The organism is Streptomyces sp. HUAS YS2 (assembly GCF_033343995.1).
GTDB lineage: Bacteria > Actinomycetota > Actinomycetes > Streptomycetales > Streptomycetaceae > Streptomyces > Streptomyces solicathayae.
Genome location: NZ_CP137573.1, coordinates 5436586 through 5463350, shown reverse-complemented (window position 1 = coordinate 5463350; position 26765 = coordinate 5436586). Strand labels below are relative to the sequence as shown.

Annotated in this window: 25 protein-coding genes; 14 read left to right on the top strand and 11 right to left on the bottom strand. The window is 71.4% G+C overall.

The window, feature by feature from the left end:
- The first annotated feature begins 158 nt into the window (after positions 1 to 158).
- On the top strand, positions 159 to 2291 hold the full coding sequence (locus R2D22_RS25245; RefSeq protein ID WP_318106956.1) for a molybdopterin oxidoreductase family protein: 2133 nt from the start codon (positions 159 to 161) through the stop codon (positions 2289 to 2291).
- Here the strand turns inward: R2D22_RS25245 and R2D22_RS25240 are convergent.
- From R2D22_RS25240 to R2D22_RS25230, 3 genes are all read right to left on the bottom strand, one after another.
- Positions 2224 to 2691: a gamma-glutamylcyclotransferase family protein gene (locus tag R2D22_RS25240; RefSeq protein WP_318106955.1), complete on the bottom strand. Its 468-nt coding sequence runs from the start codon at positions 2689 to 2691 to the stop codon at positions 2224 to 2226. The two genes, R2D22_RS25245 and R2D22_RS25240, sit on opposite strands and share 68 nt — an antisense overlap.
- The gene (cutA, locus tag R2D22_RS25235; protein WP_318106954.1) at positions 2688 to 3014 is read right to left on the bottom strand and encodes a divalent-cation tolerance protein CutA; all 327 of its coding nucleotides are present in this window, start codon (positions 3012 to 3014) and stop codon (positions 2688 to 2690) included. The genes R2D22_RS25240 and cutA overlap by 4 nt, the downstream gene beginning before the upstream one ends.
- Positions 3015 to 3078: 64 nt before the next feature.
- Complete coding sequence (locus R2D22_RS25230; protein ID WP_318106953.1) at positions 3079 to 3702, bottom strand: NADPH-dependent FMN reductase; 624 nt, start codon at positions 3700 to 3702, stop codon at positions 3079 to 3081.
- A gap of 78 nt (positions 3703 to 3780) precedes the next feature.
- Here R2D22_RS25230 and R2D22_RS25225 point away from each other — a divergent pair, with 78 nt between their 5' ends.
- The 3 genes from R2D22_RS25225 to R2D22_RS25215 all read left to right on the top strand — a co-directional run bounded on the left by R2D22_RS25225 (position 3781) and on the right by R2D22_RS25215 (position 5980).
- Complete coding sequence (locus tag R2D22_RS25225; protein WP_318106952.1) at positions 3781 to 4539, top strand: aminotransferase class IV; 759 nt, start codon at positions 3781 to 3783, stop codon at positions 4537 to 4539.
- Between the two features lie 193 nt (positions 4540 to 4732).
- Positions 4733 to 5245: a hypothetical protein gene (locus tag R2D22_RS25220; RefSeq protein WP_318106951.1), complete on the top strand. Its 513-nt coding sequence runs from the start codon at positions 4733 to 4735 to the stop codon at positions 5243 to 5245.
- Positions 5246 to 5356: 111 nt separating this feature from the next.
- Positions 5357 to 5980: a class F sortase gene (locus tag R2D22_RS25215; RefSeq protein WP_318106950.1), complete on the top strand. Its 624-nt coding sequence runs from the start codon at positions 5357 to 5359 to the stop codon at positions 5978 to 5980.
- Positions 5981 to 6004: 24 nt separating this feature from the next.
- On the opposite strand, the gene R2D22_RS25210 is transcribed toward R2D22_RS25215, so the two are convergent.
- Positions 6005 to 6784, bottom strand: a complete 780-nt coding sequence (locus R2D22_RS25210) for a TSUP family transporter (protein WP_318106949.1) — start codon at positions 6782 to 6784, stop codon at positions 6005 to 6007.
- A 139-nt stretch (positions 6785 to 6923) separates the two neighbouring features.
- Between R2D22_RS25210 and R2D22_RS25205 the strand changes: the two genes are divergently transcribed.
- From R2D22_RS25205 to R2D22_RS25180, 6 genes are all read left to right on the top strand, one after another.
- The gene (locus R2D22_RS25205) at positions 6924 to 8117 is read left to right on the top strand and encodes an NAD(P)/FAD-dependent oxidoreductase (protein ID WP_318106948.1); all 1194 of its coding nucleotides are present in this window, start codon (positions 6924 to 6926) and stop codon (positions 8115 to 8117) included.
- Positions 8117 to 10645, top strand: coding sequence for a nitrite reductase large subunit NirB (nirB, locus tag R2D22_RS25200; RefSeq protein WP_318106947.1), 2529 nt, complete (start codon positions 8117 to 8119; stop codon positions 10643 to 10645). The genes R2D22_RS25205 and nirB overlap by 1 nt, the downstream gene beginning before the upstream one ends.
- Positions 10642 to 10974, top strand: coding sequence for a nitrite reductase small subunit NirD (nirD, locus tag R2D22_RS25195; RefSeq protein ID WP_318106946.1), 333 nt, complete (start codon positions 10642 to 10644; stop codon positions 10972 to 10974). Before nirB ends, nirD begins: the two co-directional genes overlap by 4 nt.
- Before the next feature lie 46 nt (positions 10975 to 11020).
- Complete coding sequence (locus tag R2D22_RS25190; RefSeq protein WP_318106945.1) at positions 11021 to 11605, top strand: TetR/AcrR family transcriptional regulator; 585 nt, start codon at positions 11021 to 11023, stop codon at positions 11603 to 11605.
- 94 nt (positions 11606 to 11699) lie between these two features.
- Positions 11700 to 12461, top strand: coding sequence for an SDR family NAD(P)-dependent oxidoreductase (locus tag R2D22_RS25185; RefSeq protein ID WP_318106944.1), 762 nt, complete (start codon positions 11700 to 11702; stop codon positions 12459 to 12461).
- 81 nt (positions 12462 to 12542) lie between these two features.
- Positions 12543 to 13484, top strand: coding sequence for an oxidoreductase (locus R2D22_RS25180; protein ID WP_318106943.1), 942 nt, complete (start codon positions 12543 to 12545; stop codon positions 13482 to 13484).
- Positions 13485 to 13487: 3 nt separating this feature from the next.
- Here R2D22_RS25180 and R2D22_RS25175 read toward each other — a convergent pair whose 3' ends face one another.
- Together R2D22_RS25175 and R2D22_RS25170 are read right to left on the bottom strand one after the other, a co-directional pair.
- On the bottom strand, positions 13488 to 13898 hold the full coding sequence (locus R2D22_RS25175) for a VOC family protein (RefSeq protein ID WP_318106942.1): 411 nt from the start codon (positions 13896 to 13898) through the stop codon (positions 13488 to 13490).
- A gap of 117 nt (positions 13899 to 14015) precedes the next feature.
- Positions 14016 to 15089 (bottom strand): hypothetical protein, encoded by a 1074-nt coding sequence (locus R2D22_RS25170; protein ID WP_318106941.1) that lies wholly within the window; start codon positions 15087 to 15089, stop codon positions 14016 to 14018.
- 193 nt (positions 15090 to 15282) lie between these two features.
- On the opposite strand from R2D22_RS25170, the gene R2D22_RS25165 reads away from it, so the two are divergent.
- On the top strand, positions 15283 to 16443 hold the full coding sequence (locus tag R2D22_RS25165; RefSeq protein WP_318106940.1) for an alkaline phosphatase PhoX: 1161 nt from the start codon (positions 15283 to 15285) through the stop codon (positions 16441 to 16443).
- Here R2D22_RS25165 and R2D22_RS25160 read toward each other — a convergent pair.
- The 4 genes from R2D22_RS25160 to R2D22_RS25145 all read right to left on the bottom strand — a co-directional run bounded on the left by R2D22_RS25160 (position 16413) and on the right by R2D22_RS25145 (position 22500).
- Positions 16413 to 17435 carry an ArsR/SmtB family transcription factor gene (locus R2D22_RS25160; RefSeq protein ID WP_318106939.1) on the bottom strand — a complete coding sequence of 341 codons (1023 nt, stop codon included), beginning with the start codon at positions 17433 to 17435 and terminating at the stop codon, positions 16413 to 16415. The two genes, R2D22_RS25165 and R2D22_RS25160, sit on opposite strands and share 31 nt — an antisense overlap.
- 543 nt (positions 17436 to 17978) lie before the next feature.
- Positions 17979 to 20690, bottom strand: coding sequence for a pyruvate, phosphate dikinase (ppdK, locus tag R2D22_RS25155; protein ID WP_318106938.1), 2712 nt, complete (start codon positions 20688 to 20690; stop codon positions 17979 to 17981).
- A gap of 392 nt (positions 20691 to 21082) precedes the next feature.
- Complete coding sequence (gene dusB, locus R2D22_RS25150; protein WP_318106937.1) at positions 21083 to 22219, bottom strand: tRNA dihydrouridine synthase DusB; 1137 nt, start codon at positions 22217 to 22219, stop codon at positions 21083 to 21085.
- Between the two features lie 107 nt (positions 22220 to 22326).
- The gene (locus R2D22_RS25145; protein ID WP_318106936.1) at positions 22327 to 22500 is read right to left on the bottom strand and encodes a DUF6243 family protein; all 174 of its coding nucleotides are present in this window, start codon (positions 22498 to 22500) and stop codon (positions 22327 to 22329) included.
- A gap of 213 nt (positions 22501 to 22713) precedes the next feature.
- On the opposite strand from R2D22_RS25145, the gene R2D22_RS25140 reads away from it, so the two are divergent.
- The 3 genes from R2D22_RS25140 to R2D22_RS25130 all read left to right on the top strand — a co-directional run bounded on the left by R2D22_RS25140 (position 22714) and on the right by R2D22_RS25130 (position 25260).
- Positions 22714 to 23736: an aldo/keto reductase gene (locus tag R2D22_RS25140; protein WP_318106935.1), complete on the top strand. Its 1023-nt coding sequence runs from the start codon at positions 22714 to 22716 to the stop codon at positions 23734 to 23736.
- A gap of 39 nt (positions 23737 to 23775) precedes the next feature.
- The gene (locus R2D22_RS25135; protein WP_318106934.1) at positions 23776 to 24363 is read left to right on the top strand and encodes a TetR/AcrR family transcriptional regulator; all 588 of its coding nucleotides are present in this window, start codon (positions 23776 to 23778) and stop codon (positions 24361 to 24363) included.
- A 147-nt stretch (positions 24364 to 24510) separates the two neighbouring features.
- The gene (locus R2D22_RS25130) at positions 24511 to 25260 is read left to right on the top strand and encodes a VC0807 family protein (RefSeq protein ID WP_318106933.1); all 750 of its coding nucleotides are present in this window, start codon (positions 24511 to 24513) and stop codon (positions 25258 to 25260) included.
- Positions 25261 to 25327: 67 nt separating this feature from the next.
- Here R2D22_RS25130 and R2D22_RS25125 read toward each other — a convergent pair whose 3' ends face one another.
- A complete protein-coding gene (locus R2D22_RS25125) occupies positions 25328 to 26710 on the bottom strand; it encodes a glycine--tRNA ligase (protein WP_318106932.1) in 1383 nt (460 codons plus the stop codon).
- Between the last annotated feature and the right edge of the window lie 55 nt (positions 26711 to 26765).

Genomic DNA, 26765 nt, shown 5'->3' with positions numbered 1-26765 from the left:
ACCCTGACCTCCGCCCCCGCCCCGCCCCCGCCCCCGCCCCCGCCCGTAGACGATCCCCGCCCCCTCACCTCCCCCACCCCCACCGGCAGAGCAACTCGCACCGCGCCCGTAATGCGGGGCGACCCCGCCCGTAACACGGCCGTCGCACGCTGGGACGCATGTCCGACGTCATCGCCGCCCCCACGCACTGCCCGTACTGCGCCCTGCAGTGCGGCATGTCGCTCCGCCCCACCGGCCGGCCGGAGCTGCCCGTCGAGGTGGTCGAGCGGTCGGACTTCCCCGTCAACCGGGGCGCGCTCTGCGGCAAGGGCCGCACCGCCCCCGCCGTGCTCTCCTCCCGGGTCCGGCTGACCGAGCCGCTGGTCCGCTGCCCTGACACAGGCAGGCTCGAACCCGCCACCTGGGAGGAGGCCCTCGCCGCCGTCGCCGATGGGCTGCGCCGGACCCGCGCCGACCACGGTCCCGATGCCGTGGGGGTCTTCGGCGGCGGCGGCCTCACCAACGAGAAGGCGTACCTGCTCGGCAAGTTCGCCCGGCTGGTGCTCGCCACCTCGCAGATCGACTACAACGGCCGCTTCTGCATGTCGTCCGCGGCGGCCGCGCACAACAGGGCCTTCGGCCTCGACCGCGGGCTGCCGTTCCCCCTGGAGGACATCCCGCACACCGGCTGCGTGATCCTCGTCGGATCGAACCTGGCCGAGACGATGCCGCCGGCCCTGCGCTACCTGACCGAGCTGAAGGCGAACGGCGGCAAGCTGATCGTCGTCGACCCGCGCCGCACCCGCACCGCCGAGCAGGCCAACCTCCACCTCGCGCCGCGTCCGGGCACCGACCTGGCGCTCGCCCTCGGTCTGCTGCACCTGGTCGTCGCCGAGGGGCGTACGGACGAGGAGTTCATCGCCGCCCGCACCGACGGCTGGGAGGCCGCCCGGGCCGGGGCGATGGCGCACTGGCCCGAGCACGTCGAGCGGATCACCGGCATCCCGGTCCCGGAACTCCGCGAGGCCGTAAAGATGTTCTGCGACGCGCCCTCCGGCATGGTGCTCACCGCCCGCGGCCCCGAGCAGCAGTCCAAGGGCACGGACACCGTCGGCGCGTGGATCAACCTCTGCCTGGCGACCGGCCGGGCCGGCCGCCTCTACTCCGGATACGGCTGCCTCACCGGCCAGGGCAACGGCCAGGGCGGCCGCGAGCACGGTCAGAAGGCCGACCAGCTGCCCGGCTACCGCAAGCTCGACGACCCGGCCGCCCGCGCGCACGTCGCCGGGGTGTGGGGGGTCGCGCCGGATTCGCTGCCCGGGCCGGGCCGCAGCGCGTACGAACTCCTCGACGCGCTCGGCGGCGAGGTGAGATCACTGCTCCTGATGGGCTCCAACCCGGTGGTCTCAGCGCCGCGCGCCGCACACATCGAGGGGCGGCTGCGCTCGCTGGACTTCCTGGCCGTCGCCGACGTCGTGCTGTCCGAGACCGCCGAACTCGCCGACGTCGTGCTGCCGGTGACGCAGTGGGCCGAGGAGACCGGCACCACGACCAACCTGGAGGGCAGGGTGCTGCTGCGCCGGCAGGCGCTCACCCCACCCGCCGGGGTGCGCAGCGACCTCCAGGTGATGAATGCCCTGGCCTCCCTGCTCGGCTGGGAGAAGGGCTTCCCGACGGACCCGGAGGAGGTCTTCGACGAGCTGCGCCGCGCCTCGGCCGGCGGCCCGGCGGACTACTCCGGCATCGACTACCGCCGCGTCCAGGAGGAGAACGGCGTCTTCTGGCCCTGCCCGGCGGGCACCGACGACAGCGCGGCGGAACACCCCGGCACCCCGCGCCTCTTCCTCGACCGGTTCGCCACCGCCGACGGCCGGGCCCGGTTCGTGCCCGTCGTGCACCGCGCCGCCGCCGAGGAGACCGACGCCGACTACCCCGTCGTCCTGACGACCGGCCGGGTGGTCTCCCAGTACCAGTCCGGGGCGCAGACCCGCCGGGTGGACGAGCTCAACGCCGCCGCCCCCGGCTCCTTCGTGGAGCTGCACCCACGGCTCGCCGAACGGCTCGGGGTTGCCGACGGCGAGCGGGTCGCGGTGGTCTCGCGGCGCGGCCGGTCGGTGGCCCCCGCCCGGATCACCGCGGCCATCCGCCCGGACACGGTCTTCATGCCGTTCCACTGGCCGGGCGAGGGCCGGGCCAACACGCTCACCAACCCGGCGCTCGACCCGGTCTCCCGGATGCCGGAGTTCAAGGTGTGCGCGGTGCGCCTGGAGCCCGCCGCGGAGTCCCCCGCGGATTCCGCTGCGGACGCGTGAGCCAGTCGCCGCCGTCGATGAGCGGGCCGAGCGCGACGCCCGGCGCGGCGAAATAGACCCAGGCCGGGACGGTCGCGCCGTCCCGCAGCCGGCGCACCTCGCACCGGTGCCGCTCGTAGAGGTTGCGCGGGTGGCCGGGCCCGAAGTAGTCCTCCAGCCGGTCCAGTACGGCGAGCAGCTCGCCGTAGGCGCCGGGCGCGGCGGTCACCAGCTCGCCCGCGATCCGGCCGTCGCCGGGGGTGGCGTACGGGTAGCCGGGGCCGTCGTACAGGAGCGCGCCTTTCAGCCGGGCGGGCTCCTCGGCGGCGGTGCGGCCGCGCAGGAACGCGTCGTGGTTGGGCTCGCCGGGGCGAAGGGTCCCGTAGACGAAGAACGGCAGTTCGCCGGCCGGATCGCTCACCGCTCGGCCGTCTCGGCGGCGATCCACTCCAGGTAGGCGGCGGAGCCGCGCACCACCGGGGTGGCCACGATCTCGGGCGTCTCGTAGTCGTGCGCGGCCAGGAGGTGCGCCTCCAGGGCGTCGTACCGCTGCTCGGTGGTCTTGAGCAGCACCTGCCACTCCTCCGCCGTCTCCACGGCATCCTTCCAGCGGTAGACCGAGGTGACGGGTCCGGAGACCTGCGCGCAGGCGGCGAGGCGCGCCTCGACCGCGCCGCGCGCCAGCGCCTCGGCCTTCTCGGCGCTGTCGGTGGTGGTGAGGACGGTCAGGGCCGCGGGCGTCACGGCGCTCTCCCTTCGCGGGGTCCGGGGACTCGGAGCTGCCCTCACCGTACGCGGGACCGTCCGCTCAGCCGGTGTACGGGACCCGGGACTTGGCGTCCTTGAGGGCACGGCCCCACCAGGCGACCTGGTCGAGCAGGCTCTTCGCGGCGGCGTCCGCCGCGGCGGGATCCTTGTGGGCGCCGTCCTCGTCGAAGTGGGAGCCGGCGTTCTGGAAGGAGACCGTGTCGCGGACGGTGACGGTGTGCAGCTCGGCGAAGACCTGCCGGAGGTGCTCGACGGCGCGCAGGCCGCCGGAGATCCCCCCGTAGGAGACGAAGGCGACAGGCTTGGCCTGCCACTCGCTGTAGTGCCAGTCGATGAGATTCTTCAGGGCGGCGGGGAAGGAGTGGTTGAACTCGGGGGTGAGGACGACATAGGCGTCGGCCTCGGCGAGCCGGGGCGAGACCCGGTCGAGTTCGGCGCGGGTGGCGGCGTCCGGGTCCCAGGAGTGAGCGGTCGGCAGATCGTGGTCGGCGACGTCGACGACGTCGACGGTGAAGTCGTCGCGCTCGGCGACGCGGGAGAGGAACCAGTCGGCGATGACGGTGCCGAAGCGCTGGGCCCGGTTGGAGCCGATGACGACGGCGAGCCTGAGAGGGGCGGTGGGGGCGGAGGCGGCGAGGGGCGCGGAAGGCGTCGTGAGGTCCATGCCGGAGAGCTTGTTACCTCAAGTTTGCTTGAGGTCAAGCACTGCCGGGAACTGCGAACCAGCACCTACGGTGGAACCATGACAATCGCGCCCGTTCACATCGAAATCGACGGCATACCCGCCCCCGATCCGGCGCTGACCGCCTCGCTCATGAGCGGGTACGGCCACTTCACCGCGATGCAGGTGTGCGACGGCCGGGTCCGCGGCCTGGCCCTCCACCTGGCCCGGCTGGACGGCGCACACCAGGAGCTGTTCGGCGCGGGCCTGGACGCCGGCCGGATCAGGATGCTGACCGACAGGGCGCTGCGCGGCTCGGGACGGCGGGACGCGTCGGTGCGGGTGTACGGGTACGAGGACGCGCTCGTCGTCACGGTACGGGAGCCGTTCACGCCGGACCCGTCGCCGCAGCTGCTGATGTCGGTGCCGTACGTGCGCCCGGCGGCGCACCTCAAGCACCTGGGCGGCTTCGGCCAGGCGTACCACCGGCAGGCGGCGGCTCGCGCGGGCTTCGACGAGGCGCTGCTGACCGGGCCGGACGGGGCGGTCGCGGAGGGCGCGATCACCAATGTGGCGTTCTGGGACGGGGAGCGGCTGGTGTGGCCGTCGGCCCCGCATCTCACCGGCGTCACGATGGCGCTGCTGACCCGGCGGCTGCCGTGCACGCTGAGCCCGGTGACGCTGGCCGACCTGCCGTCGTTCCGCGCCTGCCTGGTGACGAACTCGCGCGGCATCGCCCCGGTGACCCGCATCGACCGGGTCCCGTACCCGGTCGACGAGGCCCTGATGGCGCGGGTGGAGGCGGCGTACGAGCAGGTGCCCTGGGATCCGATCGGGTAATCCGTCACCCGTTCGGGGCGGAGTTCCGCGGCGCGCGAGGAAAACCGCTCCGACCTGCGACGATGTCACGTAGACAAGCCGACACGCCGACACTGTCGGCGCAATCTGACCCTCCATCAGCAGGCGTGCGGGGCGGGCTGCGCCTTACCTCGGAATCAGGAACACCGAACCGTCGCGCGCCCCGGAGGACCCCATGCGCACCACTGCCCGCCTGCTCACCGGAACCGCGCTGACGGTCGTCGCGATCGGCGCCCTCGGGGCACCCGCGGCGCTCGCGAACAACGTCCAGCCGCTGGAGATCAATCCGGCCTCGGCGACCCCGGGCACGACGGTCACCGTCAACACCCTCGCCTGCGGGCCGAACGGGCACGGCATCGGCGACGCCCGCTCCGTCGGCGACGGTGAGTTCCAGCTCAACCCCAGCACCCACAAGGAGGTCGTGGTCGGCCAGTTCACCGTCCCGCAGCACGCCCAGCCGGGCACGTACGGGATCTCGGTGGCCTGCGACAACGGCAAGACGGCCAGCGGCGACCTCGTGATCAGGCATCACGGCGGGCAGCCGAGCGGCCATGTGCAGACCGGTGTCGGCGGCAGCATCGGCCCCGACACCGCTCAGGTCGCGACGGGCGTGGCGGTGCTGGCCGCGGCCGTCGTGGGCGGTACCTGGCTCCTGCGCCGCCGGGCGAGCGGCGCGCAGGACAGCTGACGGGACCGGCGGCAACTGCCGTCCCGCGGACCGCCCGCCCCGCCCCCGCCACGTGCCCGCAACGGCCCGGCGGGGGCGGGGCCACTCTCCTCCTACGTCGAGGTCAGCAGCGTGAGCAGCAACAGAAGCAAGGGCTGGGGCATAGCGGTCGCCGCCATCGTCGGCGTGTGGCTGGTGCAGAACGGCTCCGGTGACGTCACCCCGCCGATCCCGTCCGCCGCGCAGGCCTTCGCCGCCGGCGGCGACTTCCACACGGACGCGGCCGCCGACCCGCTGCCACCCTCCGAGCCGGTCCGGCTGCGCATCCCGAAGATCGACGTGGACGCCCCGGTGATGCGGCTCGGGCTGGGCGCGAAGGGCGCGCTCGACGTCCCGCCGGCCGCCGACCCGAACCTGGCCGGCTGGTACAAGGACGGCACCCCGCCCGGCGCGGGCGGCACCGCGATCGTGGCCGGCCATGTCGACAACCAGCAGGGTCCCGCGGTCTTCTACGCGCTCGGCGCGCTCCAGAAGGGCCATCGCGTGGAGGTGCTGAGGAAGGACGGCCGGACCGCCGTGTTCACGGTGGACGCGGTGGAGGTGTACGACAACGACGCCTTCCCGAACCAGAAGGTATACGGCGACCGGGACCGGGCCGAGCTGCGCATCATCACCTGCGGGGGCGGCTTCGACAAGAAGTCCGGCGGCTACCAGGGCAACGTGGTCGCCTTCGCCCACCTCATCGGGGTGCGCTGACCCCCGGGTCCGGGTCTCGGCGTCCTACCCCCACTGGTCGAACGCCAGCTTCGCGACCAGCGAGAACACCACACAGAGCAGCACCCCGCGGACGAACTCGGCGCCCTTGCTGAGCGCCATCCGCGCGCCGATCATCCCGCCGGCGAGGTTGAACGCCGCAAGGATCGCGGCGAGCTGCCACAGCACGGTCCCCTGGTAGGCGAACATCGCGAGCGCGCCGCCGTTGGTGCAGACGTTGACGATCTTGGCGGTGGCGGAGGCGGTCACCAGGTCGAGGTGGAGCACGGCGGTCAGCCCGAGCACCAGGAACGTGCCGGTGCCGGGGCCGAACATCCCGTCGTAGAAGCCGACGCCGCCGCCGACCAGCAGGATCGCGGTGACCACCCGGGCCCGGTTCACCTCGCCCCGCTTCTCGGTGTCCGTCCCGAAGGACGGCTTGAACATCACGAACGCGGCGACCCCGACGAGTACCACCATGATCAGCGGGCGGAGCACCGCCTCGTTGATCCCGGCGGCGAAGAACGCCCCGGCCGTGGAGCCCGCGAGCGCCGCGAGACCGACCTTCACGGCCGTCCCGACCTTGACCGGCGCCTTGCGGACGAAGGTGACGGCGGCGCCGGAGGTGCCGACGATGGCGAGCGCCTTGTTGGTGCCGAGCGCGTACGTGTGGTGAAGGTGGGGCAGGCCCAGCAGCAGGGCGGGCAGCATCACCAGCCCTCCCCCGCCGACCACCGCGTCGATCCAGCCGGCCACGAGGGCGGCCACACACAGCAGGACGAGCGTGGTCAGCGATATGTCAGGCATGATCACGACCCTATCCACTCCGCCGCGGCACCCGGTGCCACGACCTCACATCCGGCCGGACCGCGGACTGAGGTCAGCGTTCCGTACGGGAAACAGTCGGGATGCCGTCGGGTAACACCGGCCGCGCACTCTTCCGGGTATGAGTACACGGATCGTGGTGGTCGGCGGCGGAACGGCGGGCGCCCGGCTCGCCCAGCGCCTGCCGGTCACCCTGCTCGGCGAAGAGCCGCACGCACCGTACAACAGGGTGCTGCTGGCCGACGTGCTCGCAGGCCGGTACGCACCCGAGGTGATCGCGCTGCCGGCCGCCCGGGAGCCGGTGAGGCGGGGCGTGCGGGCGGTACGGATCGACCGGGCGGCCCGCTTCGTGGAGTGCGCGGACGGGTCCCGGGTCGGCTACGACCGGCTGGTCCTGGCCACCGGGTCGAACCCGGTGCTGCCGCCGCTGCGCGGCCTGCGCGACGCGCGGCTGCCGTCCGGCGTGCACTCCTTCCGCACCCTGGACGACTGCCTGGCGCTGCGGTCCGTGGTGCGGCCCGGCGTGAAGGCGGTCGTCATCGGCGGCGGTCTGCTCGGCGTCTCGGCGGCCCGCGCGCTCGCGGCACTGGGTGCCGAGGTGATGCTGGCGCAGCAGGGCGAGCGGCTGATGGAGCGCCAGCTGGACGCTCAGGCGTCCGCGCTGCTGCGCACGCACGTCGAGTCGCTCGGCGTCGAGGTGCACACCGAGTGCCGGGTCAGCGGCCTGCGGCAGCGGGACGGCGCCGTGACCGCGGTCGAGCTGGCGAACGGTTTCGTGCTCGACGCGCAGGTGGTCGTCCTCGCCTGCGGGGTCCGGCCGCGCGTCGCCCTGGCCCGCGAGGCGGGCCTGGAGGTGAACACCGGCGTCGTCGTCGACGACGAACTGCGCACCTCCGACCCGTACATCCACGCGATCGGCGACTGCGCGGAGCACGCGGGACGCGTCTACGGCCTGGCCGGCCCGGCCCTGGACCAGGCGGACGTCCTGGCGGACGTGCTCCTGGAAGGAGCCGGTGGGACGCCGGGCTACACCGGCACCCGGGCGCTCACCCGCCTCACCCTCTCCGGCCCCGACGGCCTGGATCTCGCCGCCTTCGGCGAGGCGACCGCCGGGCCCGGCGACGACGTCGTGGAGCTGACGGACGCGACCCGACGCGTGTACCGCAAGGTCGTCGTCCGCGGCGACCGGCTGGTCGGCGGCGTACTCCTCGGCGACCTCGGCGCCGTGGGCACACTCGCCCGGACCTGGGAGGGCGACGAGGCCCTGCCCGACGCTCCCCTGCTCCACCTGCTCACCCAAGACGGAGGCTCCTGATGACCGTGCACACCCCCACCATCGTCCTGGTCGGCCACGGAATGGTCGGCCAGCGGTTCCTGGAGGCGCTCGCGGACCGGGGCGTCACCGAGCGGGCCCGTGTCGTGGTGCTCTGCGAGGAGCCCCGGCCGGCCTACGACCGCGTCCAGCTGACCTCGTACTTCTCGGGGAAGACGCCGGACGACCTGTCCATGGTCGAGGACGGCTTCATGGCGAAGCACGGCATCGAGCTGTACGTCGGCGACGCGGCGGAGACGATCGACCGCGCCGCCCGCACGGTCACCGCCCGCTCCGGGCAGGTCTTCGCGTACGACACCCTGGTCCTGGCCACCGGCTCGTACCCGTTCGTGCCGCCGGTCCCGGGCAAGGACGCGCACGGCTGTTTCGTGTACCGGACGATCGAGGACCTGCTCGCCATCGAGGAGTTCGCGAAGACCGCGACGACCGGCGCGGTCGTCGGCGGCGGCCTGCTCGGCCTGGAGGCGGCGGGCGCGCTCAAGGGTCTCGGACTCGACACGCACATCGTGGAGTTCGCGCCCCGGCTGATGCCGGTGCAGGTCGACGAGGGCGGCGGCGCGGCCCTGCTGCGCACCATCGAGCAGATGGGGCTGACCGTCCACACCGGGACCGGCACCCAGGAGGTGGTGACCGAGGACGGTCATGTGACGGCCATGCGGCTGTCGGACGGCTCCGAACTCGCCACCGACATGGTGGTGTTCTCCGCGGGTGTGCGCCCCCGCGACCAGCTGGCCCGCGACTGCGGCCTGGACGTCGGCGAGCGCGGCGGCATCGCGGTGGACGAGCAGTGCCGCACCTCCGACCCGGCGGTGTTCGCGATCGGCGAGTGCGCGCTCGCCGCGGACGGCCGGGTGTACGGCCTGGTCGCGCCGGGCTACGAGATGGCGCAGACCGTCGCGGCGGCCCTCGCCGAGGAGGCCGGGGACGGATTCACCGGCGCGGACCTGTCCACCAAGCTGAAGCTGCTCGGCGTCGACGTCGCCTCGTTCGGCGACGCGCACGGCACCGCCGAGGGCTGCCTCGACGTCGTCTACTCGGACTCCCGCTCCGGCGTGTACAAGAAGCTCGTCGTCGACGGCGAGGGCGTGCTGCTCGGTGGCGTCCTGGTCGGTGACGCGGAGTCGTACGGTCTGCTGCGCCCGCTGACCGGTTCGGTCCCGCCGGTCTCGCCCGAGCAGTTGGTGCTGCCGGCGGGCGCGGGCGCGCCGGTCGCGCTGGGCCCGTCCGCGCTGCCGGACGACGCGGTGATCTGCTCCTGCCACAACGTCACCAAGCATGCGATCGGCCAGTGCAGTTCGTTGCCCGAGGTGAAGAAGTGCACCAAGGCGGGCACCGGCTGCGGCAGTTGTGTGAAGGTGATCGAGAAGCTGCTGCCGGCGGCGGCCGACAAAGGGCTCTGCGGCTGCTTCTCGTACACCCGCAGCGAGCTCTACGAGATCACCCGCACTCTGCGGCTGACCTCCTTCGCCGAACTCCTCGACTCGCACGGCCGGGAGGAGGCGCGCGGCGGCGACGGCTGCGAGGTCTGCAAGCCGACCGTCGGCTCGATCCTGGCCAGCCTCAACAACGGGTACATCCTGGACGGCGAGCAGGCGTCGCTGCAGGACACCAACGACCATTTCCTCGCCAACCTCCAGCGCAACGGCTCGTACTCGGTCGTGCCGCGCGTCCCGGGCGGTGAGATCACCCCGGACAAGCTGATCGTGATCGGTGAGGTGGCCCGCGACTTCGGGCTCTACACGAAGATCACCGGCGGTCAGCGGATCGACATGTTCGGCGCCCGGGTGGACCAGCTGCCGGGGATCTGGACCCGGCTGGTCGACGCGGGCTTCGAGTCGGGGCACGCGTACGGCAAGTCGCTGCGCACGGTGAAGTCCTGCGTGGGACAGACCTGGTGCCGCTACGGCGTGCAGGACTCGGTGAAGATGGCGATCCAGCTGGAGCTGCGTTACCGGGGCCTGCGCTCGCCGCACAAGCTCAAGTCGGCCGTCTCCGGCTGCGCCCGGGAGTGCGCGGAGGCGCAGTCCAAGGACTTCGGCGTCATCGCGACCGCGAGCGGCTGGAACCTGTACGTGGGCGGCAACGGCGGAGCGACCCCGCGCCACGCGGACCTGCTCGCGCAGGACCTGTCGGACGCCGAACTGGTCCGGCTCATCGACCGGTTCCTGATGTTCTACATCCGCACCGCGGACCGCCTGGAGCGCACCTCGACCTGGCTGGAGCGCCTGGAGGGCGGGCTCGACCACCTCCGGGACGTGGTGGTGCACGACTCGCTGGGCCTGTGCGACGAGCTGGAGTCGCTGATGACGGCGCACGTCGCGGACTACCAGGACGAATGGGCACAGACCCTGGACGACCCCGAGCGGCTGCGGCGCTTCGTGTCCTTCGTGAACGCCCCGGACGCCCCGGACCCCTCGGTGCGGTTCGTGCCGGAGCGCGACCAGATCAAGCCGGACCTGACCGTCCTCACCCTCGGAAGCACCCGCCTGGAAGGAGCCTCGGCCCGATGAAGCTCGAACTCTCCCACGACACCGCCGCGGACGCGTGGATCGCCGTCTGCGAGACCTCCCGGCTGACGCCGGGCCGGGGCGTGGCCGCCCTGCTGCCGGACGGCCGGCAGGCGGCGCTCTTCGTGGACCGCGCCGGACGGGCGTACGCGATCGAGAACCGCGACCCGTTCACCGGGGCGCAGGTGCTGTCCCGGGGGCTGCTCGGCTCGGCGGGCGGGCGGCCGTTCGTCGCCTCGCCGCTGCTGAAGCAGCGCTTCGACCTGGAGACCGGGAAGTGCCTGGACGACGACGAGGTCGCGGTGGCGGTGTTCCCGGTCCGTACGGTCTGACCGCCTTACTTGACCGAGCGTTCCAGATGGTCGTAGGTTTGAACACGTGGCCAGGACCAAGGAATTCGATCCGGACGCCGCGCTCCAGGCAGCGCTCGAACTGTTCTGGCGGCGCGGCTACGAGGCGACGACGATGTCGGACCTCGTCGAGCACCTCGGGATCGGCCGCGCCAGCATCTACGCGACCTTCGGCAACAAGCACGAGCTGTACCTGAAGGCGCTGGACCGCTACACCCGGGCCAACACGCCGGCCCTGACCGCCGAGCTCGCCGAGCCGGAGAGCGGGCTCGACGCGGTACGGCAGGTGGTGCGGCGGTTCGCCGCCGAGGCGGGGTCGGACGAGGTCCGGCTGACCGGCTGCTTCATCACCAACTCGGCGGCCGAACTGGGCCCGCACGACGAGGTGGTCGCGCGGCGGGTCGAGCGGAACTGGGAGCAGCTCGAGACGCTGCTGTACGCGGCTCTCGTACGGGCCCGCGCCCGGGGCGAGCTGCCCGCCGACCGCGATCCGCAGGCGCTGGCCCGGATGCTGGGCGTGATGCTGCAGGGCATCCGCGTGGTGGGCAAGGCGTCGAGCGACCCGGCCCGGGTGCGCGACGCGGCGGAGCAGGCCCTGACACTGCTGGACTGATTGCTTTTCACTGGAGAGAAGGGCGCCTCGCGGCGCCTTTTCTTCGGCCCTCATATTGGAACGCACGGTCAAGAATTCAGAGGAGTCGTCACTCATGTCCGCACGCTTCACCGGCCGCACCGTCCTCGTCACCGGCGCCGGCAGCGGCCTCGGCCGCGCCACCGCGCTCGCCTTCGCCGCCGAGGGCGCCCGGGTCGTGGTCTCCGGGCGCACCGCCGCGACCCTGACGGAGACGGTCGGCCTGATCGAGGCGGCCGGCGGCACCGCCGCCGCCGTCACTGCCGACGTGGCCCGCGCCGAGGACACCAAGGAACTGGTCCGGCGCACTGTCGAGACCTTCGGCGGCCTGGACGTGGCCGTCAACAACGCCGGCATCTTCCGCGGCGGTGCGAGCACCGGCGCCTTCCCCCTGGACGCCTGGCAGGAGCTGCTCGACACCAACGTCACGGGCGTCCTGAACTCCCTCCAGGCCGAGATCGCCCACATGCGCGGCCACGGCGGCGGGGCCATCGTCAACATCTCCTCCAACCTCGGCCCGCACCGCCGTTTCCCCGGGCTGGCCGGCTACTCGGTGTCGAAGGCCGCCGTCTCCGCGCTGACCCGCGCCGCCGCACTCGACCACATCGGCGAGGGCATCCGGATCAACGCGGTCAGCCCGGGCGCGGCGGAGTCGGCGATGTCGCTGCTGCCGGGCGAGACCGAGGCCGACCGGGAGCTCCGGATGAAGGGCGCCTCGCCGCTCGGCCGGGTCACCGCGGCCCACGAGGTCGCGGCGGCGGTGCTCTACCTGGCCTCGGACGACGCCGGCGCGGCGGTCGGCACCGACCTGGTGATCGACGGCGGGGTCGCCGCCTGACCCGCCCCGTCCAGTCGCCGCCCGGCGGTCGTAGGCTGTGCGGACCTTTCCCTACTCGGAAGTAAGAACGAGGAGGTCCGCATGGCCACGACCGGCTCCGGAGCCTGGGGCATACGCAGCATCCCCGACCAGCGCGGGCGCACCGCCGTCGTCACCGGCGCCAACAGCGGCATCGGCCTGGTGACGGCGCGCGAACTCGCCCGCCGCGGGGCACGGGTGGTGCTCGCCTGCCGCAGCGAGAGCCGCGGCAGCCGGGCCGTGGAGCGCCTGCTGGCCGAAGTCCCGGACGCGACGGCCGAGTTCCGTCCGCTGGACCTCGCGGACCTCGGCTCCGTCCGGGAGTTCGCCGCGGCGCTGCCGTACGAACGGCTCGACCTGCTGGTCAACAACGCGGGCGTGATGGCGCTGCCGTACGGCCGGACCGCGGACGGCTTCGAGACGCAGTTCGGCGTGAACCACCTCGGGCACTTCGCCCTCACCGGCCTGCTGCTCCCCCGGCTCCTCGCCGCTCCCGGCGCCCGGGTGGTCTCGGTCTCCAGCGGGTTCCACGCGCTGAGCGATCTCGACATGGGCGACCTGAACAGCGAGCGGAAGTACCGGCGCTGGATCGCCTACGGCCGCTCCAAGACCGCCAACCTGCTCTTCGTGCACGAGCTGGCGCGCCGGCTCGGGGCCGCGGGCGCGGAGCTGGTCGCGGCGGCGGCCCATCCGGGCTACGCGGCGACGAACCTGCAGTCGGCGAGCGCGCGGCTGGAGGGGCGGCGGGGCGCCGAGCGGCTCATGGAGCTCGGCAACCGGATCATCGCCCAGCCGGCCGAGGCCGGGGCGCTGCCGACGCTGTACGCGGCGACGGCGGCCGGGGTGCGGCCGGACTCGTTCACCGGGCCCTCGTTCCTGATGTGGCGGGGCGCGCCGGCCCGGTCGTGGCGCGCCCGGTGGACTCTGGACGACGTCGCCGGGGAGCGGCTCTGGGTGGCATCGGAGCAGCTCACCGGCGTGACGTACGAGTTCCCCGGAAGCTGAGCCTCAGCCCTGGACGACGGCCGGGTCCATCCACATGACCTCCCAGTGGTGGCCGTCCAGGTCGGTGAAGGAGCGGCCGTACATCGTGCCGTAGTCCATCGGCTCCTTCGCGTCCGTGGCACCGGCGGCCATCGCACCGTCGACGAACTCGTCGACCTTCGCGCGGCTCTCGGCGCTCAGCGCGATCAGCACCTCGCTGGTCTTCGACGCGTCGGCGATCTCCTTGCCGGGCTTGGTGAACTCCTTGAACTTCGCCTCGGTCAGCAGCATCGCGACGATCGTGTCGCTGATGACCATGGCGGCGGCGGTCTCGTCGGTGAACTGCGGGTTGAAGGAGTAGCCGACCTTGTTCCAGAAGGCCTTCGACGCGTCGAGGTCCTTGACCGGCAGGTTGACGAAGATCATCTGAGTCATGGCAGTGTCTCTCTCGCTTCTCGCTCGGTGTCACGCTGTCGAAGGGGTAGACGGCGGTGCCTGGCGGAACTCATCGGCCTCCCGGAAAAATCTTCCGGGAATCCGGTCCGCCCCGCCTCACGAGGCGGCCGGCGGAGCGGCGAGACTCCAGCGGTGGAGCGTGCTCGTGCTCTCGTCGTAGGTGAGCCAGGTGCCGTCGCCGAGGGGCCGGGCGAATCCGTCCACCGGGCCGTCCGGATAGGCCAGCAGGCCGCGTATCTCCAGGGTGCGGGCGTCGAGGAGCCAGTGCCGGGGGTCGCCGCCCTCGTCGTCGTACTCGGTGGTGGAGCCGATGACGGTGTCGGCGTCGACGAATCCGCAGCTCCAGTCCCAGCAGGTCGGGTCCTCGTCCTCCTCCGCCTCGGGCGGTTCCCCCTCGGCGAGGACCGCACCGTCCAGCGCGTGCAGGGTCATGTCCTGCCCGTAGTGCTCCACCGTCAGGAAGCCGGCGTGCTCCTGATGGACGTCCATCAGGATGCGGTCCATCGTCTCGTTGAGGTCCCAGGTCGTCAGCTTCTCCCCGTCCCAGCGGCCCCAGTACAGCAGGATGCCGTCCTGGCCCATGCCGATGTCGAGGGCCATGTGGACGCCGTCGGGGTGCGAGAGGTGGTGCGAGCCCGACGTCACGCTGTCCAGCGGCAGCCGGGCCAGCTCACGGCCGTCCCGCGCGTCGAGCACGACCCACAGCTCGTCGTACTCGGTCTCCGGGTCGACGACGTGCGCCCACACGAGGCGGCCGTCGTCGGACACCCGACAGGAGCCGTGCTCGCTGCCCCGGCAGACCTGCTGCTCGTCGCCCGTGTGCAGGTGCCCGATCTCCTGGTCCCAGCAGCCGTGCCGGTACTGCCAGAGCGTCCGGCCGTCCGCAGCCACGGCCCGTACCTCGCGCTGGCCCGAGAACACCGCGAACGTGCCGTCCGGACTCACCGAGTGGACGCCCCAGTCCCATCCGGGCCAGGGCATGGGGAAGACGACCGAAGGCGCCCGCTCCCCGGTGAAGAGCTCGTCCAGGTCGAAGACCTCCAGCTCGGTTCCGTTCTTCAGCAGGGCGCGACGGGCGCCGCCCGCCCGGCTCTCGAAGGCGAAGCCGTTCAGCAGTCCGCCCGCGCCCAGGAGCCGTACGGAGTCGCGCAGTTGTACAGGGATCGACATGTGCCGACCGTAGCGGCCGCCGCCGACAGCGCCCCGCTCAGGCCGCGTCCTGCCCCGACCGCGACCCGACGCTTCCGCTTCATCGCTCGTTGCGGCACCGTCAACTCCGTACTCCTAGGTTCCGGAAGCGCGCGACCCCCGCCGTCCGACCGGGTGGCGGGGCGGGTCACCACCACCCCCTCTGGAGTGAGACGTGGAGCGACGCAGTTTCCTGCGCGGAGCGGTCATCGGCACGTCGGCGGCCGCCTTCGGCGGCACCCTGATGCGCGGGGCCGCCTACGCGGCTCCCGCCCAGCCCGGCCCCGGCCCCTACGGGGCCCTCGGCTCGGCCGACGCCAACGGCATCCAGCTGCCCGGCGGATTCAGCAGCCGGGTCATCGCCCGTTCCGGCCAGACGGTCGGCGGCACCTCGTACACCTGGCACAACGCCCCCGACGGCGGCGCCTGCTTCGCCGACGGCACGGGCTGGATCTACGTGTCCAACTCGGAGATCAACCCCTCCGGCGGCGCGAGCGCGGTGAAGTTCAACTCGTCGGGTTCGGTCACCGGCGCGTACCGCATCCTGTCCAACACCCGGCAGAACTGCGCGGGCGGCAGGACGCCGTGGAACACCTGGCTGTCCTGCGAGGAGGTCAGCCTCGGTTACGTCTACGAGACCGACCCGTACGGCGTGAACGCGGCCGTCCGACGCGACGCCATGGGCAAGTTCAAGCACGAGGCCGCGGCCGCCGACCCGGTCCGCAAGGTGATCTACCTGACCGAGGACGAGACCAGCGGCTGCTTCTACCGCTTCATCCCCACCACCTGGGGCAACCTGTCCTCCGGCACCCTGCAGGTGATGGTCGCCGGCACCGGCACCTCCGGCTCCTTCACCTGGCAGAACGTGCCGGACCCGGACGGCTCCCCGACGGCCACCCGCAGCCAGGTCTCCGGCTCGAAGAAGTTCAACGGCGGCGAGGGCTGCCACTACGCCAACGACACCGTCTGGTTCACCACCAAGGGCGACAACCGCCTGTGGCAGCTGAACCTCGCCAACAGCACCTACGAACTCGCCTACGACGACTCGCTCGTGGTCGGCGGCGGCGCCCCGCTCACCGGCGTGGACAACGTCACCGGCTCGTCCTCCGGCGACCTGTTCATCGCCGAGGACGGCGGCAACATGGAGATCTGCATCATCACGCCGGACGACGTCGTCGCCCCGTTCCTGCGGATCACCGGCCAGTCCAGCTCCGAGATCACCGGACCGGCCTTCTCCCCCGACGGCACCCGGCTCTACTTCTCCAGCCAGCGCGGCACCACCGGCAGCTCCTCGGGCGGCATCACCTACGAGGTGACCGGCCCGTTCCGCGCGTAACAGACCGCGCCCCGTACGGCGTCGCCGAGCAGGGCGGCGCCGAGCGGGGTCAGCGTGTGCAGGACCGCGTTGCCGTGCCGGAGCGTCGCGACCAGGCCGGCCTCGCGGAGCACGCCCGCGTGCTGGCTCGCCGAGGCGAGGGACACCCCCGTCCGGCGGGCCAGTTCGCTCGTGGTGCTGCCGTCGCCGACGGCCCGCAGCACCTCGGAGCGGGTCTGGCCGACCAGCCGCGCGAGGGACGGCCCGCCCGGCTCGCGCACGGTCGGCGACTCGCAGTGGGTGACCGGGTAGACGAGCACCGGTGGCAGCAGCGGGTCGCGCAGCACGACCGCGTTGCCCCGGCAGAAGTACGAGGGCTGGAGCAGCAGTCCGCGCCCCTCCAGGTGGATGTCTCGGTCGACCGGGTAGTCGGCCTCCAGGACCGGTGCCCGCCAGCGCAGCATCGGCGGCAGCGAGGCGAGCAGTTCGTCCGCCCCGCCGTCCAGGACGGCCCGGCCGCGGATCGCCCGGTCGGCGTCGACGCGGGCCTGCACCTGCGACCAGTACGGCGCGATGGCGGCCCGGTGGTAACCGCGCAGGGCGTCGGCGAGCCGGCCGCGCGCCTCGCCGCGGCCCTCGGCGAGCGCGGCGAGCGCGCCGGGCAGGGAGCCGTCGGTCCGGCCGGCGCGGGTGCTGCCGAGCAGCCGCAGCTCGGAGCGGAGCCTGCCGGAGGGCGTGTCGCGGAGTGCCTGGAGGCCCTCGTCGAGGCCCAGGACGCCCTCCGCCGGCGTCAGGAAGTCGGGAAAATAGCCGCGTCCGGGTACCAGTGCGGCCAGGAGTCGTGTTTCACTGTTCAACCGCTTCCGGGTTTCCGAACGCCATTCCCGGTAGACCGTCGAGCCGCGCCGGTCCCTTAACCGGTGAAAGCTGAGAATCGTTTCCCACAGAACGTCCGGCCGGGCGGCCATCCGCACCCCGGCCAGATCTTCCCCGGTGAAATGAATACGCAGCACTGAACCCACCCCTGTGCACTCGCAATCGCCCCCCGCGACGAGTATGCACACCATCACAGGATGTTACCAGGGTGTTTAAGCCACAGTTGAAACGCATCGCGGCGGACCGGCCGGAAACGAAAAGCTGTGCGTGTCGGGCAGGAAACCTTCAGGACCGAGGTGGCGCGGCGAAGACCGTGGGGGGCTTCGCGCGTCCGGCGGCGGTACGCGAGGGTTGCGGCTCACTTGCCCGGCACGGGTAATGGGCGCGGCCTCCGGGTGGGGATCCGGAGGCCGCGCCCCACCCTCCCTTTGCGGGACGAATGGCGGAAACCCATCAAGCCGACCGTGACACCGGCATTGCTCCGGAGTTCAACAGGTCCAATTTCAACCGGCCGTGAACGAACACGAGCCGACATTTCCGCAACGGGACAAAAAACGACGGGGCGGACACCTCCGCACAAGGTGTCCGCCCCGTCTCTTCTGCTGACCGGAGCCGTCGCCCATCGGTTTGAGGGTCGGGGACGAGCGACGGCTCCGGGGTCTTCGTTACTGAATGGCTGATCAGCGGCTGTCGCTGCCGGCCGATCCGGCCGCCGCGCGGCCCGCCTCGAGGCGCGCCACCGGGATCCGGAACGGCGAGCAGGAGACGTAGTCGAGGCCGACCTCGTGGAAGAAGTGCACCGACTCCGGGTCGCCGCCGTGCTCGCCGCAGACGCCGAGCTTGATGTCCGGGCGGGTGGCCCGGCCGGCCTCGACGGCGCTGCGGACCAGCGCGCCGACGCCGTCCTTGTCGATGGTCTCGAAGGGGCTGACGCCGAAGATGCCCTTCTCCAGGTACGCGGTGAAGAAGCTCGCCTCCACGTCGTCCCGGGAGAAGCCCCACACCGTCTGGGTGAGGTCGTTGGTGCCGAAGGAGAAGAACTCGGCGGCCTCGGCGATCTGACCGGCGGTCACGGCGGCGCGCGGCAGCTCGATCATGGTGCCGAGCGCGAGCTTCAGCTCGACGCCGGTCTTCGCCGAGACCTCGGCGATGACCTTCTCGGCGTCCTCGCGGACGATCTCCAGCTCCTGGACGGTGCCGACGAGCGGGATCATGATCTCGGCGCGCGGGTCGCCCTTGGCGTCGATGCGCTCGGCCGCGGCCTCGGCGATCGCCCGGACCTGCATGGTGAACAGGCCGGGGATGACCAGACCGAGACGGACACCGCGCAGACCCAGCATCGGGTTCTGCTCGTGCAGCCGGTGCACGGCCTGGAGCAGGCGCAGCTCGTTCTCGTGCGGCTCCTTGCGGGCCTCGGCGAGCGCGACACGCACCGACAGCTCGGTGATGTCGGGAAGGAACTCGTGCAGCGGCGGGTCGAGCAGCCGGACCGTGACGGGCAGGCCGTCCATGGCCTCGAAGAGCTCGACGAAGTCCTTCTTCTGCAGCGGCAGGAGGGCCTTCAGGGCCTCCTCGCGCTCCTCGTCGGTGTCGGCGAGGATCAGCTTCTCGACCATCTCGCGGCGCTCACCGAGGAACATGTGCTCGGTGCGGCACAGGCCGATGCCCTGGGCGCCGAAGCGGCGGGCGCGCGAGGCGTCCTCGGCGTTGTCGGCGTTGGCCCGTACGCGCAGCCGGCGTACTCGGTCCGCGTACGCCATGATCCGGTGCACGGCCTGGACCAGCTCGTCGGCGTCGTCGGCGCCGGCGTGCATGCGGCCCTCGAAGTACTCGACGACCGGGGACGGCACGACGGGCACCTCGCCGACGTACACCTTGCCGGTGGAGCCGTCGATGGAGACGACGTCGCCCTCCTCGATCACCACGCCGGAGGCGGTGGTCATCCGGCGGCGCTTGGTGTCGACCTCGAGCTCCTCGGCGCCGCAGACACAGGTCTTGCCCATGCCGCGGGCGACGACGGCGGCGTGCGAGGTCTTGCCGCCGCGCGAGGTCAGGATGCCCTCGGCGGCGATCATGCCGTCCAGGTCGTCCGGGTTGGTCTCGCGGCGGATCAGGATGACCTTCTCGCCGGAGCGCGACCACTTGACGGCCGTGTAGGAGTCGAAGACGGCCTTGCCGACCGCCGCGCCCGGGGAGGCGGCGATGCCGCGGCCGATCTGCTCGACCTTCGCGGTCTCGTCGAACTTCGGGAACATCAGCTGGGCCAGCTGCGCGCCGGTGACGCGCTGCAGCGCCTCGGCCTCGTCGATCAGGCCCTGGTCCACGAGCTGGGTGGCGATGCGGAAGGCGGCACCGGCGGTGCGCTTGCCGACGCGGGTCTGGAGCATCCAGAGCTGGCCGCGCTCGATGGTGAACTCGATGTCGCAGAGATCCTTGTAGTGGGTCTCCAGCGTCGTCATGATCTCCATGAGCTGGTCGTACGACTTCTTGTCGATCGACTCGAGCTCGGCGAGCGGCACGGTGTTGCGGATACCGGCGACGACGTCCTCGCCCTGCGCGTTCTGCAGGTAGTCGCCGTAGACGCCGGCGTGGCCGGAGGCGGGGTCGCGGGTGAACGCGACGCCGGTGCCGGAGTCCGGGCCGAGGTTGCCGAAGACCATGGAGCAGACGTTGACCGCGGTGCCCAGATCGCCCGGGATGCGCTCCTGGCGGCGGTACAGCTTCGCGCGGTCGGTGTTCCAGGAGTTGAAGACCGCCTCGATGGCGAGATCCATCTGCTCGCGCGGGTCCTGCGGGAAGTCCCGGCCCGTCGCGGTCTTGACGATCTTCTTGAAGTGCTCGACGACCTTCTTCAGGTCGGCGGCGTCCAGATCGGTGTCGCTGGCGACCTTCTTCGCGGCCTTGGCCTCGTCGAGGGCGTCCTCGAAGAGCTCGCCGTCGACGTCGAGGACGGTCTTGCCGAACATCTGGATCAGGCGGCGGTACGAGTCCCAGGCGAACCGCTCGTTGTCGGCCTGGGCGGCCAGACCGGCGACGGACTCGTCGGACAGGCCGATGTTGAGGACCGTGTCCATCATGCCGGGCATGGAGAACTTGGCGCCGGAACGCACCGAGACGAGCAGCGGGTTGTCGGCCTGGCCGAGCTTCTTGCCCATCTGCTTCTCGAGGGCGTCGAGGTGCGCGCTGACCTCGTCGCGGAGCTCGACCGGCTCGGAGCCGGACTCGAGGTAGACCTTGCAGGCCTCGGTGGTGATCGTGAAGCCGGGAGGAACCGGGAGGCCGAGGTTGGTCATCTCGGCCAGGTTCGCGCCCTTGCCACCGAGCAGGTCCTTCAGGTCCCTGTTGCCCTCGGTGAAGTCGTACACGAACTTCTGATCTTTGTTTTCCGACACGGGTCTCGACTCCTCGAGGACTCGGTGGCTGCCCTGACGGCGAGGAACATACCCAGATCGAAGGCGTCTGGGTATGTACGCCTACCCGTCATGCGGCCTTAACCACCCGTCCGCCAGCAGATCCAATGTTTCCGAGGAGTAGCCGACATCTTCAGACGTCGAAGGCCGCTTGACCCAGTAGTGAAGATTCTCGCTCATGTGAGCGCGGAATCGACCAGTTGCGTTCAACACTTGAACACAAAGGGGTGGCACTGAGTGCCACCCCTTTCGAGAAGTGGACCCCTCGAAACATGCTCATCTGAGCGCAAGCCTGATCAGGGGTGGCGAGAATCACGCCGCCAGAACGGCTCGATTCCCACGATCCGGACGGGCTCCGACGCCTTCCGGACCGCTCAGCCGCCCGAGGTGTCGAGTTCTGCGTCGGCGCTGATCGCAGCGCAGTCGTAAGGGTCCTTGAGCCAGCCTTCGGGCAGGACGACGCGGTTGTTGCCCGACGTGCGGCCGCGCGGGCCGTCCGCGCCCGCGGGCCACGACTGGTCCAGGTCGAGCTCGCTCAACTGAGCGCGCAGTTCGTCCAGAGATGAGGTGATCGCCAGCCTCTTACGCATCTCGGAGCCGACCGCGAAGCCCTTGAGGTACCAGGCGACGTGCTTGCGGAAGTCGATGACACCCCGTGTCTCGTCGCCGATCCACTCGCCGAGCAGCGTCGCATGCCGCACCATCACGTCGGCCACCGTCCGCAGCCCCGGCGTCGCGTAGTCGCCGGTCCCCTCGAAGCCCGCCACCAGGTCTCCGAAGAGCCACGGCCGGCCCAGGCAGCCGCGGCCCACCACGACGCCGTCGCAGCCGGTCTCGCGCATCATCCGCAGTGCGTCGTCGGCGGACCAGATGTCGCCGTTGCCGAGCACCGGGATCTCCGGGACGTGCTCCTTGAGCCGGGCGATGGCGTCCCAGTCGGCGGTGCCGCCGTAGTGCTGCGCCGCCGTACGGCCGTGCAGCGCGATGGCGGTGACTCCCTCCTCGACCGCGATCCGGCCCGCGTCCAGGTACGTGATGTGGTCGTCGTCGATGCCCTTGCGCATCTTCATCGTGACCGGCAGGTCGCCGGCGTTGCCGACGGCCTCGTTGAGGATCGCGCGCAGCAGCGGCCGCTTGAACGGGAGCGCGGAGCCGCCGCCCTTGCGGGTCACCTTCGGGACGGGGCAGCCGAAGTTCAGGTCGATGTGGTCGGCGAGGTCCTCGTCGACGATCATCCGCACCGCCTTGCCGACGGTGATCGGGTCGACGCCGTACAGCTGGATCGACCGCGGCTTCTCGGTCTCGTCGAAGTGGATCAGCTGCATGGTCTTCTCGTTGCGCTCGACCAGCGCCCGCGTCGTGATCATCTCGCTCACGAAGAGCCCCTTGCCGCCGGAGAACTCGCGGCAGAGGGTGCGGAAGGGGGCATTGGTGATGCCGGCCATCGGGGCGAGCACCACCGGGGGCTGCACGATGTGCGGCCCGATGGCGAGGGGAGAGAACGCGGTCATCCAGCCATTGTCACCCATACGCCGCACGGTCCGTCGGCTCCGGACGCGCGAGGGCCCCGGGTCATCGTGATGACCCGGGGCCCTTGCGTTCGCCTACGAGGGTGCGGCTAGGACTCGTTGCCCTGCGCGCGCTCGCGCATCTTCTTCAGCAGCTCCTGCTTCTGGTCCGCGGCCGTCCTGCGGTCGGCGTTGCGGCCCTGAGCGGCGCCGTGCTGTTCGGCGCGGGACAGCTTCTTGCGCTGTCCGCCGACGCCGAGGAGGTTGTTCCGGCCCTTGGCCATGGGTTCTCCCATCGGGGTGAGACGTGATCCGGGAATCGTCGGGGCGTCGGGCGGGCACCGGGGCCCGCCGCGCTCTCACTCGTAGATCTGGAAGAACGAGTACATGCCGGTGACGCTACCCAACCGGGCGGGGACCGTCACACCGATTTCGACTTCACGCCATGACGGATGACAGATGTTGAAATCTGTCATCCGTCATGCCATAGTTGTCGCATGGCAACCATCAAGGCACTTCCCACCCGTCCGCTGGGCGTCACCGGCCCCCAGGTATCCGCTCTCGGTCTCGGTTGCATGGGCATGTCCACCTGGTACGGCGAGGCCGACCGCGCCGAGTCGATCGCGACGATCCACGCGGCGCTCGACGCCGGCGTGACCCTGCTCGACACCGGCGACTTCTACGGCATGGGGCACAACGAACTGCTCATCAACGAGGCCCTGCGCACCGCGCCGGCGGAGGCCCGCGAGAAGGTGCTGACCAGCGTGAAGTTCGGCGCCCTGCGCAGCGTCGAGGGCGATGTCATCGGGATCGACGGCAGCCCGGCGGCGGTGAAGAACTTCGCGGCTTACTCCCTCCAGCGCCTGGGCATGGACCACATCGACGTCTACCGGCTCTCCCGGCTCGACCCGCGGGTCCCGATCGAGGAGACGGTCGGCGCCATCGCCGAGCTGGTCGAGGCCGGGCACGTCCGGCACATCGGCCTCTCCGAGGTCGGTGCGGACACCCTGCGCCGGGCCGCCGCCGTCGCCCCGATCGCGGACCTGCAGATCGAGTACTCGCTGATATCGCGCGGCATCGAGGAGAAGATCCTGCCGACCGCCCGCGAGCTGGGCATAGGCATCACGGCGTACGGCGTGCTGTCGCGCGGGCTGATCAGCGGGCACTTCACCCGCGACCTCCAGCTGGCCCCCGGCGACTTCCGCGGCTTCAGCCCGCGCTTCCAGGGCGAGAACCTGCACCGGAATCTCGGCCTGGTCGACCGGCTGCGCGCCGTGGCGGACGCCAAGGGCGTCACCGTCGCGCAGACGGCCATCGCCTGGGTGCTCAGCCGCGGCGAGGACATCGTGCCGCTGGTCGGCGCCCGCCGCCGGGACCGGCTGGCGGAGGCCCTCGGCGCGCTGGACGTGACGCTGGACGCGGCGGACCTGGCCGCGATCGAGCAGGCCGTACCGGCCGGGGCCGCGGCCGGCGAGCGCTACCCCGAGGAGCAGATGGCGCATCTGGACAGCGAGCACTGACGCATCCGGCCGCCGCGCACTGACAGGTACTGTCATTCCATGGCCGCCACCGAGACCCTGACCGCCGAGCGCATCCTCGAAGCCACGGAGGAGGTGCTGCGCCGCTACGGCCCCGCGAAGGCCACGGTCGTGGACGTCGCCCGGGTGCTCGGCGTCTCGCACGGCAGCGTGTACCGGCACTTCCGTACGAAGGCGGCGCTGCGCGAGGCGGTGACGCATCGCTGGCTGTCCCGGACGGAGACGGCGCTGGCGGAGCTCACCTCGGCCACCGGCCGCCCGGCGCCGGAGCGGCTGCACGCCTGGTTCGCGGGGCTCTTCGAGGCCAAGCGGCACAAGGCCGGGGACGACCCCGAGCTGTTCGCGACGTACGGCGTGCTGATCGACGAGAGCAGCGGCGTGGTCGAGGAGCACGTCGAGGTGCTGGTCGGCCAGGTCCGCGCCATCGTCGAGGACGGTGTGCGCAGCGGCGAGTTCACCGCTCCCGAGCCCGACGCCACCGCCCGTGCGCTGTTCAGCGCGACGGCGCACTTCCACGACCCGGCATACGCCGAGGAGTGGCGCAAGAACACCGTCGAGGCGGAGTTCGACGCGCTGGTCGGGCTGCTGCTGCGCGGGCTGCGCGCCTGACTGCGGGGCTTCGGAGGCGCGGGCAGGTTCCGGAGGGCACAGCTCCGGTCGGTTTGGTGATCATTTGGCTCGGAGTTGCCCGTTCCCTGTCCTGGACATGACTAGCGTCTTCCCGCACTGGCCGCACCCAGCACTCCAGGGGGAACCTTGTCCGCGCAGGACACACCCGCCACGACGACCGCCGACTCCCGGCCGCAGCCGCCCGCCCGCTCCGGCGCGGCCTCCGCGATCGGCTGGGTCCTGACCATCGGCCTCAACGTCGTGGCGCCGATCATCACGTACAACCAGCTGTCGGAGCACGGCTGGAGCGATTTCAGCGCGCTGCTCGTCAGTGGCGCCTGGCCGGTCCTGGACAGCGTGATCAGCCTCGCCTGGCGGCGCAAGCTGGACGAGTTCGGCATCGTCGCGCTGGTGTTCCTGGTGATCACGGCCGTCGTCTCGCTGGTCGGCACGCACTCCCCCCGCGCCCTGCTGATCAAGGACTCCGGAGTGACCGGGCTGTTCGGGCTGCTCTGCCTCGTCACCCTGTTCGCGCGCCGGCCGCTGATGTTCTACTTCGGCCGCAAGTTCGCCACCGACGGAACGCCCGCGTCCACGGCCTGGTGGAACGGCATGTGGCAGTTCGACGGCTTCCGCTCGACCATGCGCACGATGACGGTGGTGTGGGGCGTGGCGTACATCGCCGAGGCGCTCGTCCGGATCGGGCTCGCCTTCGTCCTGAGCACCTCCACCATGGTGATCGTCAGCCCGATCATGATCTACGGCGTGCTCGGCGGGCTGGCGCTGTGGACGGCCTGGTTCAGCAAGCGGCGCGCCGCCGAGGGAGCCCGCCGGCAGGCGGCCGCCGAGGCCGCGCAGGCCGCCGCGGCAGCCCGGGCCGAAGCCACGACTGCTTGAGCCCATGGCGAAGGCCCCCGGTTCCGTGCTCGGAACCGGGGGCCTTCGCCGTCGCGTGCGTGGTGCGTCAGCAGCCCAGCAGACGGCTGCCCAGGTAGCCCTGGATCTGGTCCAGGGAGACGCGCTCCTGCTTCATGGTGTCGCGCTCGCGCACGGTCACCGCGTTGTCGTCGAGGGTGTCGAAGTCGACGGTGACGCAGTACGGCGTGCCGATCTCGTCCTGACGGCGGTAGCGGCGGCCGATGGCGCCGGCGTCGTCGAACTCGATGTTCCAGTTCTGCCGCAGGTCGGCCGCGAGGCCCTTGGCCTTCGGCGAGAGCTGCGCGTTGCGGGACAGCGGCAGCACGGCGACCTTGACCGGCGCGATGCGCGGGTCGAGGCGCATCACGGTGCGCTTCTCCATGACGCCCTTGGCGTTCGGCGCCTCGTCCTCGGTGTACGCGTCGAGCAGGAAGGCCAGCATGGTGCGGCCGACACCGGCGGCGGGCTCGATGACGTACGGGGTCCAGCGCTCCTGCGCGTCCTGGTCGAAGTACTGCAGTTCGTTTCCGGACGCCTTGGAGTGCGCCTTCAGGTCGTAGTCGGTGCGGTTGGCGACGCCCTCGAGCTCGCCCCACTCGCTGCCGCCGAACTGGAAGCGGTACTCGATGTCGGCGGTGCGCTTGGAGTAGTGCGAGAGCTTCTCCTGCGGGTGCTCGAACCAGCGCATGTTCTCCTCACGGAGACCCAGACCCGTGTACCAGTTCCAGCGCTGCTCCATCCAGTACTCGTGCCACTGCTCGTCCTCGCCCGGCTTGACGAAGAACTCCATCTCCATCTGCTCGAACTCGCGGGTGCGGAAGATGAAGTTGCCCGGGGTGATCTCGTTCCGGAACGACTTGCCCATCTGCGCGATGCCGAACGGGGGCTTCTTGCGCGCGGTCAGCTGCACCTGGGCGTAGTTGGTGAAGATGCCCTGGGCGGTCTCGGGACGCAGGTAGGCGACGGAGCCGGAGTCCTGGGTCGGGCCGAGGTGGGTGGAGAGCAGGCCGGAGAACTGCTTCGGCTCGGTGAAGGTGCCCTTGTTGCCGCAGTTGGGGCAGTTGAGGTCGGCGAGGCCGTTCTCGGGGAGGCGGCCGTGCTTCTCCTCGTACGCCTCCTCCAGGTGGTCGGCGCGGTAGCGCTTGTGGCAGGAGGTGCACTCGGTCAGCGGGTCCGTGAAGGTGGCGACGTGGCCGGAGGCCTCCCAGACCTCGGTGGCCAGGATCACGGACGAGTCGATACCGACGACGTCCTCGCGCGAGGTGACCATGTAGCGCCACCACTGACGCTTGATGTTCTCCTTGAGCTCGACACCCAGCGGTCCGTAGTCCCAGGCGGCCTTCTGGCCGCCGTAGATCTCACTGCAGGGGTAGACGAAGCCACGGCGCTTGCTCAGGCTGACGATGGTGTCGATCTTGTCGGCGGCCACGGTGCTCTCTTCATTACGTCGACGGATTGAAATAGCGGCGCGAAGCGCCTCGATG

Excerpts from the sequence above, each read along its gene's own strand:
- R2D22_RS25245 (WP_318106956.1), top strand. The coding sequence starts at position 159 with ATGTCCGACGTCATCGCCGCCCCCACGCACTGCCCGTACTGCGCCCTG.
- R2D22_RS25230 (WP_318106953.1), bottom strand. The coding sequence starts at position 3,702 with ATGGACCTCACGACGCCTTCCGCGCCCCTCGCCGCCTCCGCCCCCACC.
- R2D22_RS25225 (WP_318106952.1), top strand. The coding sequence starts at position 3,781 with ATGACAATCGCGCCCGTTCACATCGAAATCGACGGCATACCCGCCCCC.
- R2D22_RS25220 (WP_318106951.1), top strand. The coding sequence starts at position 4,733 with ATGCGCACCACTGCCCGCCTGCTCACCGGAACCGCGCTGACGGTCGTC.
- R2D22_RS25210 (WP_318106949.1), bottom strand. The coding sequence starts at position 6,784 with ATGCCTGACATATCGCTGACCACGCTCGTCCTGCTGTGTGTGGCCGCC.
- R2D22_RS25205 (WP_318106948.1), top strand. The coding sequence starts at position 6,924 with ATGAGTACACGGATCGTGGTGGTCGGCGGCGGAACGGCGGGCGCCCGG.
- nirB (WP_318106947.1), top strand. The coding sequence starts at position 8,117 with ATGACCGTGCACACCCCCACCATCGTCCTGGTCGGCCACGGAATGGTC.
- nirD (WP_318106946.1), top strand. The coding sequence starts at position 10,642 with ATGAAGCTCGAACTCTCCCACGACACCGCCGCGGACGCGTGGATCGCC.
- R2D22_RS25185 (WP_318106944.1), top strand. The coding sequence starts at position 11,700 with ATGTCCGCACGCTTCACCGGCCGCACCGTCCTCGTCACCGGCGCCGGC.
- R2D22_RS25180 (WP_318106943.1), top strand. The coding sequence starts at position 12,543 with ATGGCCACGACCGGCTCCGGAGCCTGGGGCATACGCAGCATCCCCGAC.
- R2D22_RS25175 (WP_318106942.1), bottom strand. The coding sequence starts at position 13,898 with ATGACTCAGATGATCTTCGTCAACCTGCCGGTCAAGGACCTCGACGCG.
- R2D22_RS25170 (WP_318106941.1), bottom strand. The coding sequence starts at position 15,089 with ATGTCGATCCCTGTACAACTGCGCGACTCCGTACGGCTCCTGGGCGCG.
- dusB (WP_318106937.1), bottom strand. The coding sequence starts at position 22,219 with ATGACCGCGTTCTCTCCCCTCGCCATCGGGCCGCACATCGTGCAGCCC.
- R2D22_RS25145 (WP_318106936.1), bottom strand. The coding sequence starts at position 22,500 with ATGGCCAAGGGCCGGAACAACCTCCTCGGCGTCGGCGGACAGCGCAAG.
- R2D22_RS25140 (WP_318106935.1), top strand. The coding sequence starts at position 22,714 with ATGGCAACCATCAAGGCACTTCCCACCCGTCCGCTGGGCGTCACCGGC.
- R2D22_RS25135 (WP_318106934.1), top strand. The coding sequence starts at position 23,776 with ATGGCCGCCACCGAGACCCTGACCGCCGAGCGCATCCTCGAAGCCACG.